Annotated in this window: 10 protein-coding genes; all 10 read right to left on the reverse strand. The window is 47.2% G+C overall.

Annotation, left to right across the window (positions count from 1 at the left end; all coding sequences use genetic code 11):
- Nucleotides 1-2: 2 nt before the first annotated feature.
- The 10 genes from NST83_RS13720 to NST83_RS13765 all read right to left on the reverse strand — a co-directional run bounded on the left by NST83_RS13720 (nt 3) and on the right by NST83_RS13765 (nt 12,523).
- Entirely contained in the window at nt 3-1,505 is a 1,503-nt protein-coding gene (locus tag NST83_RS13720; protein WP_342414611.1) for a DHA2 family efflux MFS transporter permease subunit, read from the reverse strand.
- Nucleotides 1,489-1,974, reverse strand: a complete 486-nt coding sequence (locus NST83_RS13725; RefSeq protein ID WP_137063370.1) for a MarR family transcriptional regulator — start codon at nt 1,972-1,974, stop codon at nt 1,489-1,491. Before NST83_RS13725 ends, NST83_RS13720 begins: the two co-directional genes overlap by 17 nt.
- A gap of 306 nt (nt 1,975-2,280) precedes the next feature.
- Nucleotides 2,281-2,751, reverse strand: coding sequence for a MarR family transcriptional regulator (locus tag NST83_RS13730; RefSeq protein ID WP_137063371.1), 471 nt, complete (start codon nt 2,749-2,751; stop codon nt 2,281-2,283).
- 275 nt (nt 2,752-3,026) lie between these two features.
- The gene (gene gyrA, locus NST83_RS13735; protein WP_342414612.1) at nt 3,027-5,489 is read right to left on the reverse strand and encodes a DNA gyrase subunit A; all 2,463 of its coding nucleotides are present in this window, start codon (nt 5,487-5,489) and stop codon (nt 3,027-3,029) included.
- 22 nt (nt 5,490-5,511) lie between these two features.
- Nucleotides 5,512-7,491, reverse strand: coding sequence for a DNA topoisomerase IV subunit B (parE, locus tag NST83_RS13740; protein ID WP_342414613.1), 1,980 nt, complete (start codon nt 7,489-7,491; stop codon nt 5,512-5,514).
- A gap of 98 nt (nt 7,492-7,589) precedes the next feature.
- Nucleotides 7,590-8,579: an ABC transporter permease gene (locus tag NST83_RS13745; protein WP_342414614.1), complete on the reverse strand. Its 990-nt coding sequence runs from the start codon at nt 8,577-8,579 to the stop codon at nt 7,590-7,592.
- On the reverse strand, nt 8,572-9,648 hold the full coding sequence (locus NST83_RS13750) for an ABC transporter ATP-binding protein (RefSeq protein WP_342414615.1): 1,077 nt from the start codon (nt 9,646-9,648) through the stop codon (nt 8,572-8,574). The genes NST83_RS13745 and NST83_RS13750 overlap by 8 nt, the downstream gene beginning before the upstream one ends.
- A complete protein-coding gene (locus NST83_RS13755; RefSeq protein WP_342414616.1) occupies nt 9,648-10,595 on the reverse strand; it encodes a GDSL-type esterase/lipase family protein in 948 nt (315 codons plus the stop codon). Before NST83_RS13755 ends, NST83_RS13750 begins: the two co-directional genes overlap by 1 nt.
- A gap of 266 nt (nt 10,596-10,861) precedes the next feature.
- Nucleotides 10,862-11,542: a TIGR00266 family protein gene (locus tag NST83_RS13760; protein WP_342414617.1), complete on the reverse strand. Its 681-nt coding sequence runs from the start codon at nt 11,540-11,542 to the stop codon at nt 10,862-10,864.
- Nucleotides 11,543-11,785: 243 nt separating this feature from the next.
- Entirely contained in the window at nt 11,786-12,523 is a 738-nt protein-coding gene (locus NST83_RS13765; protein WP_342414618.1) for a CAP domain-containing protein, read from the reverse strand.
- Between the last annotated feature and the right edge of the window lie 141 nt (nt 12,524-12,664).

Consider the following 12,664-nt stretch of genomic DNA (forward strand, 5'->3'; position numbering starts at 1 on the left):
CCTTATGACGAGGAGACCACAGACTGCCCTTTCTTGCTGTTCACCAACTGCTGACGGGGCAGAGCGTTTTGAGCATTCGTATTCTTGATGAAAAATGCCAAAATCAGGGCCGTCACACTCAACAGCGTCGCAATGATAAAGGCTGAGTTGATACCATAAATCGTAGCCTGGTTGCCTGCTGCCAGCATCTCTGCTTTATTTGTAACAGATAATCCCTCAGATACAACAATATTCGTCAGACGGTTGCTGCTTTGAGTCGACATCACCGTCACCAGAATTGCTGTTCCGATTGAACCGGAAATCATACGCAGTGTATTACTCATCGCAGTACCATGCGCATTCAATCGTTGCGGAAGCTGGTTTAACCCGGCCGTTTGGATCGGCATCATCAGCAATGACATCCCGAACATCCGAACCGTATAATTAGCCAGCAGCGTCATGTAGGTCGTTGTCTCGGTCAAGCGTGTGAACTCCCAAGTCGTCACAGCCAGGATCAATAAACCGATCACAGACAACCATCGTGCTCCGATCCGGTCAAAAATAGCCCCGGTTACAGGAGACATCACCCCCATCAGAATCGCCCCCGGCAACATCAGCATACCGGACTCAAGCGGTGAAAAGCCGCGAATATTTTGCAAATAAATCGGCAGTAATATCATACCGGCGTACAAAGCCATCGTCACAATGACATTAATGATTGTCGTCAAGCTATACACATCATATTTGAAGATACGGAACTCCAGCATAGGTTCATCAACCTTCAGCTGGCGAACAATAAACAGAATCAGCGCGATCGTCCCCACAATAAGCGTAGACAGGACCGGAATACTTCCCCAGCCCGATGTTCCTGCATCACTAAAGCCATATAACAGTCCACCGAAACCGAGCGTAGACAAAATGATGCCGGGAATGTCCAACTTAGGCTTGGACTGCTCCGTTACATTTTTCAGAAAAATAAATCCGATCACAATCGAAATCACTGAAATCGGCAGGATGATCCAGAACAGTACCCGCCAGTCGTAATGCTGGACTATATAACCAGATAAGGTTGGTCCAATGGCTGGAGCAAAACCCATCGCAATCCCCAGTGTTCCCATCGCCCGGCCACGACGCTCAATTGGGTAGATGTTCAAGATAACGACCATCATTAAAGGCATCATAATACCCGCACCCGCGGCCTGAATGAGACGTCCGATCAGCAATATGCTAAAGCTCGGCGCAATAGCGCACAACAGCGTGCCGATTGAAAAGATAATCATCGCACTAATAAACAATTTACGAGTGGAAAAACGCGCAATCAAAAATGCGGTCACTGGGATCAATACCCCGTTCACGAGCATAAAGCCCGTACTAAGCCACTGAGCCACATTGGCATCTACATTCAGATCACTCATCATTTTCGGTAAAGCCACACTTATCAACGTCTGGTTTAAAATCGCAACAAACGCGCCAATCAACAGAGCGGCCACAATGGGTGCTCTGCGTACATTACCTGGTAGTGTCATTTGAGGACTGCTCAAGTTGATTCATTCCCTTCGGTGTCAATTTCATTATCATTTGTTTATGGATATCCAGAACCATGTCCAGATGCTCCTTCGGGATGTCCAGAATGGGCAAGACGCGCTCCATCCACATGACGTCTACTTTTTGCATGATGTCTTTTCCTTCCGGGGTAAGCGTCAGCACTAAGGATCTGCGATCATGCTCATGCCGTCCGCGAGCGATATATCCTGCCTTGGTCAAGCGGTCAACCACCCCGCTCATGGAGCTACACCCCATATGGGCTATGTCTGCCAGCTCGGATAACCCGATATTGGGTCGTTTATTCAGAATCGCCAAAGCCATGTGCTGAACGGCTGTCAGTTCCAAATGCTGCTCCTCATTCCAGAAGGCATAAAATATCGTTTTGTTAACCTCCCTTACCGACTGAATAATCCGGTACACCTCAAGTCTGTCTTCCTCTCTGTCACTCACTGGAACCATCCTTCTTCCCATTACTCAATTCACATTCCATATACATAACCAAGCAACTATTCGTATACGAAATGTTATTTATGTATAACTAATTTTATCATGTTATATGTAAATGTCAACATTCACCCCTGTAACAGATATAAGTATTGAAAAGAGCAGATGAAACTTGCAGAATACAGAAAGCCATTTAAAAAAGGTGTCAACAGCTACAAAATGTGGTTTTTCAGCACAAAAACGCGGATATGTGTGACCCCTTTGGCCAGCCTTATCCGCGCATTTTTATTTAGAATATGAAAGAGGAGATGCTTACTCCGCTCGCTCCATTTGTTCCTTTACTGCCTTTGTCTCGTTTACCGATGCAGAAGTTTTCGTTTTTGTGGTGATTTTACCTAACAAATAAACCAGCAAATTTTGATTATGCTGCGAAATGCGGTTTAGTACAGAACCCAGAAAATCATCCCTTATTTGCAATCCACGCTCCGCTTCTTCTCTTCCTTGATCCGAAATGACAATCCATACGATTCTGCGATCCTTTACGTCTCTAAAGCGGGTGACCAGGCGATTCCGCTCCATCCGGTCTAGCAGCATCGTAACGGCCGCAGGTGTGGTTGCGAGGTACGGGATCAGTTGAGACGGTTTCATGCGGCCGTAATCGTTCAGAACCTCCAGCACCGTAAGCTGAGCCTCAGTTAATGATGGAGCCAACTGCTGCTCCATATGAACCTTGTAATCCTTAGCCATTCTGGACCAGATTTTCGCAAATTCGGTCGTTTGCATTTTGCCTCACTCCTTTGAATAACAGGGTCAGTAAAAGCATCATAGTTACCGTATGGGCCACCGTCCGGATTGTGTTTCATCACATTAAATTTTCGCCATTCAGCCCCGGTTTCCTGCCGTTTTTGGAGCATCAATTGAAAAGGGGAAGGAAGTCTCACTTCGGTTTTGGAGGTTGGTCAAGGTTCGACAGCATGACGGCAAAAAGGTCCTCTTTCGTGCCGGAATGGCACGAGAGGACCTCTCTTTTTCGAGCTAAAAAACGCTTGACTTTCCTGTTATTCTATGGACCGGGAAGTCTGCGACTCACTACGCAGCAGCACATTCACAATTTCGTCCTTCTTCTCCACAGGAGCCAGCAGCTTGCCTGTATCCTTGCGGTCAGTCAAAGGAGCTTTTTCCGAAAGGAAGGACATCGTCTGTCCATCTGCAGTGATCGCAAACAATTGAATAGCTTCACGGCAATAGAAGGCAGCCACAATCCGAGTTCCGTTCGAACGTACCCGTTTGCCTTCCTTGAATTCAAAGGTGGTGATTCCTTTACCGCCTCGTCCCTGAGCAGGATAATCCAGCAGAAGCGTACGCTTGCCATAACCGGATTCGGTCAGTACCAGCACTTCTCCTTCATCCTCTTCCACCCACAGCGCTGCAACAATTTCATCGCCTTCTGCCAGCTGTATACCTTTCACACCAGCCGAGACGCGGCCCATCGCATTAACCTCTTGTTCCTTGAAGCGTATGCTCATCCCCGCACGGGTAATCAACATAATATCCCGGGTGCCGTCGCTTAGCGTCACCGATAATACCTCATCATCTCCTGCTACTTTGCAGGCCGCTACAGCACTGGAGCGTTTCGTAGCATATTCTTTCAGCTCGGTTCGCTTCACTTGACCCTTCTTCGTTACAAACACCAGACTTTTGCCGATTTCCTCCATGTTTTTGATCGGAATGACACTCACGATCCGATCATCCTTGGTTAAAGGAATGACGTTAACAATCGGAGTTCCCGGCTCTTTCCACTTATACTCTGGCACCTGATGCACAGGCAATAAGAAATATTGTCCGCGCTGAGTGAAGACGAGCAGCACATCAAGTGTGTTGACATCAAGCAACTGGGTGACATAATCCCCTTCCTTAACGCCAGAAGCTGAGCGCTCCCCACCGGAACGGGTGAAGGACAGCATACCTGTACGCTTCACATAGCCGTCTTTGGAAAGAGTCAGCAATACATCCTCTGCCCCAACCATGACTTCCAGATTCACCTTAATCTCTTCAACTTCACCCTGTATGTCTGAACGGCGGTCAATGCCGTACTTTTCACGAATTTCCAACAATTCTTTGCGGATCAAGCTGATCAGTTTGCGATCACTTTCCAAGATAGAACGGTACTGTGTAATCTTTTTCTGGATTTCATTTAATTCCTTTTCCAGCGTAGTGATTTCGAGATTTGTGAGACGGTACAACTGCAAGGTCAAAATAGAATCTGCCTGACGTTCGCTAAAGCCAAACATCCATTGCAAATTATTTTGCGCGTCCTGGCGATTTTTGGAAGCTTTAATGGCCGCAATGACCTCATCCAGAATGTTAAGCGCCTTGACCAAACCTTCCAACACATGGGCACGATCCTCCGCTTTTTCCAGCTCAAACTGGATACGGTGCGTGACAACCTCACGCTGATGGGCGATATACGCTTCCAAAATCGACTTCAAACCAAGCTGATGCGGCGCTTTGTTCACAATGGCTACCATGTTGAAGTTGTATGCCACCTGAAGGTCGGTTTTTTTCAGCAGATATGCCAAAATCCCTTCCGCATCGGCTTCCTTCTTCAGTTCCACCACAATTCGCAGACCGTTCCGTCCACTCTCGTCACGAACCTCAGCAATCCCTTCCACCTTTTTCTCCAGACGGATATTCTCCATGGCGGTTACGAGCCTTGATTTAACAATCTGATATGGAATCTCCGTAATCACCAGTTGCTGCTTACCTCCGCGCAAAGACTGTATTTCCGTTTTGGAACGGATATAAATACGTCCTTTGCCTGTACGATAAGCGTCTTTAATTCCTTCGCCACCCATAATCAGCCCGCCAGTCGGGAAATCTGGGCCTTTAATAAAGGTCATAATCTCTTCCAGCTCAATATCCGGCTTTTCCATCACGGCAATGCTGGCGTCAATGACCTCGCGTAAGCTGTGCGTCGGAATTTCAGTCGCAAATCCGGCCGAAATCCCACTGGAGCCGTTTACTAGCAGATTCGGATAACGGGATGGCAATACAACCGGCTCCTTGGCCGAGTTATCAAAGTTATCCTTGAATAAAACCGTTCGTTTTTCAATGTCACGCAGCATTTCCATCGCGATAGGAGAGAGACGGGCCTCCGTGTACCGCATAGCTGCCGCCGGATCATCGTCCTGGGAACCCCAGTTGCCGTGACCGTCCACCAGTACGTGACTCATTTTCCAAGGCTGCGCCATCCGCACCATACCATCGTAAATCGACGAGTCACCGTGGGGGTGATAATTACCCATAACATCCCCGACGGTTTTGGCAGATTTCCGATAAGCTTTATCCGGTGTGTTGCCGGAATCGTACATGGAGTACAGAATCCGGCGCTGTACAGGCTTTAATCCATCTCGCACATCCGGTATCGCCCGATCCTGAATAATATATTTGGAATATCGGCCAAATCGGTCACCGACCACTTCCTCCAGAAAAGCTGGCAAAAATTGCTCCGATAAGCTCATGTATACACCTCATTTGATAGCACTACTCTACATACTCCGTAAAATCTACGTTTTCCACAATCCAGCGCTTGCGCGGATCAACCTTGTCTCCCATCAGTGTGGACACACGGCGTTCAGCCTTGGCTGCATCCTCAATCTGGACGCGAAGCAAGGTACGTGACTCGGGATTCATCGTCGTTTCCCATAGCTGATCCGGGTTCATCTCCCCGAGTCCTTTATAGCGTTGAAGCTCAAAATTCCGCCCAAATTCCTTTAAGTAATTTTCAAGCTGCTCGTCAGTCCAGGCATAGCGTACTGTTTCGAGCTTACCCGACTTACGGGTTATCTTATACAATGGGGGTTGAGCAATAAATATGCGTCCCGCATCAATCAGCTCTTTCATATACCGATAAAAGAATGTTAGCAGCAACACTTGAATGTGAGCGCCATCCGTATCCGCATCCGTCATAATGATGATTTTGGAATAATTGCTGTCTTCCAGCATAAACTCTGTTCCTACCCCCGCCCCGATTGCTGCTGTAATCGCGCGGTACTCATCATTTTTCATAACATCGACCAGCTTGGATTTCTCCGGGTTCATCGGCTTACCCTTCAATGGCAAAATAGCCTGAATTTTGGAATCCCGTCCCTGCTTCGCCGATCCTCCAGCCGAATCACCTTCCACGATAAACAGCTCATTTCGTGTAAAATCCTTGGACTGCGCAGGCGATAGCTTGCCGTTCAGATTAGAGCTTTCACTGCGTTTCTTGCCGGAACGCATTTCGTCACGGGCCTTACGTGCTGCTTCACGGGCTCTGGATGCCTGTACTGCCTTTTTGATTAACGTTTGCGCGACCTGAGGATTTTCCTCCAGAAAACGCTGCATCTGCTCTGATACAATAGCATCCACCATACTGCGTGCGGAGGCGCTGCCTAGCTGATCCTTCGTCTGACCGACGAATTCAACCTCGGCCATCTTGACACTGATTACGGCCATCATTCCCTCCCGCAAATCATTGCCTTCCAGATTCTTATCCTTTTCCTTCAGCATTACCGTGCGTCGCGCATAGTCATTCATGACACGGGTGTAAGCGGCTTTGAAGCCAGTTTCATGCGTCCCCCCGCCGCGTGTCGGAATGGAATTGACAAACGAAGCAATCGTTTCGGTATAACCTGAGTTGTACTGAATGGCGATTTCCACCTCAACGTCTTCCTTCTCCGCGTTAAAGTGGATGACGTCATGCAGCACGTCCTTGCCTTCATTCAGAAAAGCGACAAACTGGCTTGCTCCGCCCTCATAAAAATATTCATCCGATTTCCCGCTCCGTTCATCTTTAAGCTGGATACGAAGACCCGAGTTCAGAAAAGCAATTTCCTGAAGACGCTCGGCCAACGTATCGTAGTTAAAATGAATACCTGTCTGAAATACGCGAATATCCGGTTTAAATGTAATTTTTGTGCCTGTCTTGTTAGTATTGCCCAGCACTTCAAGGCCTGTGGTCGGTTCCCCGACATGCTCCACGCCCTTCTTGTCCAGCCAATATTCAAACCGCTGACGATGAATCTTGCCGTCCCGGTAAATTTCCACTTCAAGCCATTCCGAAAGAGCGTTCGTTACTGACGCGCCCACACCGTGTAGCCCCCCGGACTTTTTATATCCCGAACCGCCGAACTTACCTCCGGCGTGCAAAATGGTAAATACAACCTGAGGTGTAGGAATTCCCGTTTTGTGCATTCCCGTAGGAATACCGCGCCCGTTGTCTGTTACTGTAACGGAACCGTCCTTATGCATTGTAATGTCAATGCGGGAGCAAAACTTGGCAAGATGCTCATCCACCGCGTTGTCCACAATTTCCCATACCAAATGATGTAGTCCCGAAGAACTGGTGCTCCCAATATACATGCCCGGCCGTTTGCGAACTGCCACAAGCCCTTCGAGCACTTGAATGTCGTCCACGCCATATTCCAAAGCTCCGTTCTGAGTGCCGGACGCTCCCGCAGACAAGTCGATTTTGTCGACCATTCATGCTCCCCCTTTGTCTAATCGTAACCGTGTTTTGCCTTATTCTTGATGACTTTCACCAAAAATGCAAACAGATGTTTTCTTTTACCTTGTCCATTTTAATTCAATATATCCCGTTTCGTAAAGACGGCGAATGAAACAATTAGCGCCGCCCCCCCCCAAATACCCAGTACAGCCAAAGAAAACGGCAAGGTCATCCCCTCAATCGGGGCAGGGCTTCCTGATAAATAATCGGTCAATTCAAGGTTAACCATAAATAAATATTTGGCGCTCTGCCAGGACGAGGCCATGTTCGTTAAAATCGTGCCTGAAATGAGCGCAGCCATCATCACCACAATGCTTGCCGCCGTACTACGTACCAGCACAGAAACCATAAAAGCAAGCGTGGCTACCACGAGACTGACGAACCAGATCAATCCGGCCTGCAGCATCAGATAATACCATTGCGGGATCGAATGTACCGCAGACATATCCACCGTCGATCCAACAATTTGGAAGCCCGTAAATACCGGAACATTAAAGCCGCGAAAGCCAAAAAACAAGCCTGATATAAGATAACTGATCACAAACACAGCCAAAATGATGAGCGAAACGAACATATACAGTGTTAGCAGCTTGCTCAGCAGCACCTTCCACCGCCTGACAGGACGGGTCAGCAGCATTTTTATGGTGCCCGTCGTCCGTTCTCCTGAAACCAGATCGGAGGCAATCGCCATAATAAGCAATGGAACGAACAAATTAATGGAATTGTCCATAAACTCTCTAGTAAAGGTTACGCCACTTGGCTCATTCGGGTTCACGTCATTTTCCAGATAATATTGCATTTGTTGAACAAATACTCGTCTGTAGGTCTTCCACTCCTCTGGAACCCGGTCACTCCCCAGCGAATTTTGGTTATCCGTAATGGCCTGACGCAGCTCCAGCCGCCAGTCATTGCCGAATTTTTCGCGGTTATTTTCCGCCACCTTCATCTGAGCGTACGTAAAAATCGGCACAAGCACAAGCAAAACAAGTAAAATGACATAAAATCGTTTCTTCTTGATGATTTTGAGCGTTTCATTTTGTACGAGCGGTAAAATGTTATTCAAGAATCTCACCTTCCGTCATTTTCAGGAATAGCTGCTCCAGTGTAGGGTTGATTTTGGTTACACCTTTAACGGAAATACCGGAAGCCGTCATTTGTGCGACCAGCTCCGCGATATGCTCTTCGTCCATTTCTGTAAAAATAGCATCCGCTCCGCTGCCTGCAACAATGCTGTCATCAATCAGTTCATCGGCATTCGTAATAATTTGTACATGCGGAGAGTCTTTCAACAGGGCAAGACCCTGATCATGAGGCTCCAGTTGCCATACAGCCATACGCGAATGTGTTTCAACCAATTCCCGCACACCGCCAACAGCAAGCACCCTTCCCCGGCTAATAATCGCGACACGATCACACAGCAACTGGATTTCACTAAGCAAGTGACTGGAAACAAATACAGCCATGCCCTCTGCCGCTAGCAGACGGATAAAAGCTCTCATTTCCTTGATCCCCTTGGGGTCCAATCCGTTTGTCGGTTCATCCAGAATAAGCAGCTTGGGTCTGCCAAGCAATGCCTGAGCAATACCAAGTCGCTGGCGCATGCCGAGAGAATATGTACTTACCTTATCATGAATACGGCGATCCAGCCGCACCAGCTCCACCACTTCACGAATGCGCTGTTCATCCACGCCAGGCTGCATCCGGGCAAAATGCTCCAGATTCTCCCACCCTGTCAGGTAACTGTACACCTCCGGATTTTCCACAATAGAACCGATATGCTGCAATGCCTGCTCCGGGTCGCGGTTCACATTATGACCGCATACAGTAATGGTGCCCTCCGTAGGCTTGATCAGATCAACCAGCATACGAATGGTCGTTGTTTTTCCGGCCCCATTGGGACCGAGAAAGCCAAAAATTTCACCCGCACGTACATCGAATGTTACATCATGGATGATCATTTTGCGTCCGATACGCTTTTTGACGTGCTGAACAGAGAGAACCGTTTCGTTGTCGTTTCTGCCTCCGTCTGCACTGCCAATCTGGTTGTCGGAATGATAGCCGGATACTCCATCTGTATTTATCGAATCCTTTGCTATATCGATCCCGGTCTTGTCAGCAGATTGGATGCCCATCACTTGTTCCCTCCCTTCTTCACATCAGCGGGCTGACTGCTCGTGGACTGCTGTCCATTCCCTGTATTGTCGCCTTCCTTGGCCGCTGCTACCGCAAACCCTTGAGCGATACGCTCAGCAATTGCCTGATAGCCCTGACCGTTAGGATGAAAGTGATCAGTGGATAAATAAACCGGCAAATTTTGCTGAAATAAATCGAAGGTTGGAATTAGCGTCATATTACTGTTTTGGTTGGTAACTGCCATAGCAGCCAGGTTCCATTCCGTCACGACAAGATTTCCCGGAATTTTCATTTCCGGCAGGTCACTAAATGGATTATATAGTCCAACGTATATAATTTTAGCCTTCGGATTGATTTCTCCGACCTTAGTCAGCACTTTTTGCAAACGCTTGGCCGCATCAGGCAGAGCTTTGCGCAAGTCTTTAAGCGTAGGTGGCTCTTTGCCAGTTTGGGCAGCTTGTGCCCCCTGAAACAAATCATTCCCGCCAATGGACACAATAATAACATTAGCTTTTTTCAACACATAAGCTACGCCAGGCTCATTCAGTTTGGTCAAAAGTCCTTGAGTCGTCAGCCCGTTAATGCCCAGATTGTTAATGAGCTGAGCCTTATGGCCTTCCTGATCATTTAACAAGGTCACCGACCGTCGTACAAAACCGCTGCCTGAGTCATCGCCAGTTCCTTTTGCCAGCGAATCTCCAATGGCTGCGACCCGAAACTCCCCCGCCTGAGTTGCAGCGGCTGGCGCATTTTGTATCTGCGATGAACCCGAATTTACCGGTTTGGTGCTAACGAACGGCTCTGGAGTCGTAATGCTTCGTACTGCGGCAATAAATCCGTACAATAATAGCAGTGTGGCGGCGATGGACACGGAACCGACAGACCGCCAGATCCATTTTGATGAATTCACTCGTGTTCCCTCCTGATTACTTAGTGAAATAAACATAAAGCTTCTCATATCATTTTGCAAATAAACCGTTCTGAGTGTTATGAAGCATACATAGCATTTTGCAAACAATCTCAAAAGTGATTTCAAATCAGCAATATAGAGATCAAAACGGTTTAGTTCGTCTATCTATTGTATTTTCGAGCGTTGGGAATCAAATGATTCAAAATGCTGAAGTATGTTAAAAAGGATGGCATATCGCCATCCTTTTTATTACGCCTTTTTGGTTCGTTTAGCTCATCCTTTACCTCTGTATAGACGAAAAACTACTTGCTATCAGGTATAAAGCTTTTGATCCATTGTCCGAAGCTACCCGGATTTCGGCTTTGGATCAATACCGTTCCCTCACCGCGAAAACGGCATACAAGTGCTTCTCCGCTCGTTACACTGGACAACCAGCCTTTGGACGCTTTTTCAATTTTGTAATCCATATAGTCCGGCCATGCCACCAGATGAGCGTTATCAATAATACGCTCCTCTCCGGGTGCAACATAAATCGGATATATGGCTCCATAAGAGGACAAAAATACTGTTCCGCGACCGCTGATTTCAACGATAAAAAAACCTTCGCCCGAGAACAATCCTTTCATCAGATTCTGCATTTTAGTGCTGACCTCAATGCCCTCCGTACACGCCAGGAAGCCATCCTTTTGCACCAAGAGACTATACGTACCGTCCAGTTCCACCGCTTGTACATCACCTATACTTGCGGGAGCAAGCAGCACTTCAGCCGGCCCCCGAGATGCTCTCAGCTCCTGAAAAAAGAATTTCTCCCCGCTCAGCATCCGGCCTAAGCCGCGCAATAATCCACCATCCACAGTCCCCTTTATGTCCACGCTGGAAGACATGGAAACCATAGCTCCCATCTCCGCTTTAATCGTTTCTCCGGGGTTCATCTGTACCTTGAGCATAGCAAAAGCACCTTCATGCAAAATTTCGTAGCTCATTCGTTCACCTGACTTTCCCATAAGTTATTAGTTATCAATATAGCTTGGTGTTATCATACTATACTTGCCACACTTATGCCTGTCTTGCATATAAGCAAGAATAATAGTTAAAGCGCAGCATTAGCAGGGCAACAACGTAAAAAAGCCCGCTGAACATGTCAGCAGGCCCTTAAAACTAGCGTTAGGCTGTCAGTATAATACCTTAACATAATGACGTTTAAAACGCTTTTTTATGATCGACTTTTAGTTACGTGTAAATTCCTGAACCCAATATCCATTATAGTAAGCTACACCGATTTGTGTATATTCTGCCTTCAAAATATTTTCACGGTGTCCCTGACTGTTCATCCAGGCCTTCATCACTTCTTGTGGTGTTTGTTGTCCCATTGCAATATTTTCACCCGCATACGTATAACTTACGCCGAATTTCTTCATCATATCAAATGGTGAGCCATAGGTCGGAGATGTATGAGAAAAGTAATTATTAGTACTCATATCCTTCGCTTTAGCCAAAGCTACTTCCGTAAGCTTCGCGTCGGAAGTCAGTGGCTTCAGACCATTTTTGCTGCGCTCGTTGTTTACCAGCTTTACAACCTCTGCTGCAAATTGAGACTTGCTAGGCTGTGCATCCGATCCTGCGGACTGACCTGCACCTGCTTTGGTGTTCTGAGCTTGATTCTGCTGCTGGTTAGCAGACTGTGAAACATTTTGGTTTCCCTGTTTGGTTACTTGCTTGCCCGAAGAAGGATTCCCTGTTTGAGTTTTAGCCTTGTCCTGTCCGAAACAATCCGTATTTACGTTCTTCGTTACTGTCGTCGTCCCATTGGACAATTGAACAGAGTATCCGCTATTTTGTAGCCACTGTTGTAGCTGCGCCGACAAATCGTTAGCCGGTGCTGCTGATGCCGGAACGATGAATCCTGCGGATAAAACGGCGCTTAAACTTCCCATCACCAGTGTTTTTTTCAACATATTCTTCATTTCGTCATCTCCTTGTTGTATTAATTTCTTGGCGTGTACATGTTCGCTCCGAACATGCGTGGTTACAACTTTGTAATCTTTACTCTAGCAGTATATCATGTTTCCTAGCAGGATCAATGGTGTAAAAGTTGGTAAAAAAAT

This window comes from Paenibacillus sp. FSL R10-2782 (assembly GCF_038592985.1).
Lineage (GTDB): Bacteria > Bacillota > Bacilli > Paenibacillales > Paenibacillaceae > Paenibacillus > Paenibacillus terrae_C.

Excerpts from the sequence above, each read along its gene's own strand:
- NST83_RS13720 (WP_342414611.1), bottom strand. The coding sequence starts at position 1,505 with ATGACACTACCAGGTAATGTACGCAGAGCACCCATTGTGGCCGCTCTG.
- NST83_RS13730 (WP_137063371.1), bottom strand. The coding sequence starts at position 2,751 with ATGCAAACGACCGAATTTGCGAAAATCTGGTCCAGAATGGCTAAGGAT.
- gyrA (WP_342414612.1), bottom strand. The coding sequence starts at position 5,489 with ATGAGCTTATCGGAGCAATTTTTGCCAGCTTTTCTGGAGGAAGTGGTC.
- parE (WP_342414613.1), bottom strand. The coding sequence starts at position 7,491 with ATGGTCGACAAAATCGACTTGTCTGCGGGAGCGTCCGGCACTCAGAAC.
- NST83_RS13750 (WP_342414615.1), bottom strand. The coding sequence starts at position 9,648 with ATGGGCATCCAATCTGCTGACAAGACCGGGATCGATATAGCAAAGGAT.
- NST83_RS13755 (WP_342414616.1), bottom strand. The coding sequence starts at position 10,595 with ATGTTTATTTCACTAAGTAATCAGGAGGGAACACGAGTGAATTCATCA.
- NST83_RS13760 (WP_342414617.1), bottom strand. The coding sequence starts at position 11,542 with ATGAGCTACGAAATTTTGCATGAAGGTGCTTTTGCTATGCTCAAGGTA.
- NST83_RS13765 (WP_342414618.1), bottom strand. The coding sequence starts at position 12,523 with ATGAAGAATATGTTGAAAAAAACACTGGTGATGGGAAGTTTAAGCGCC.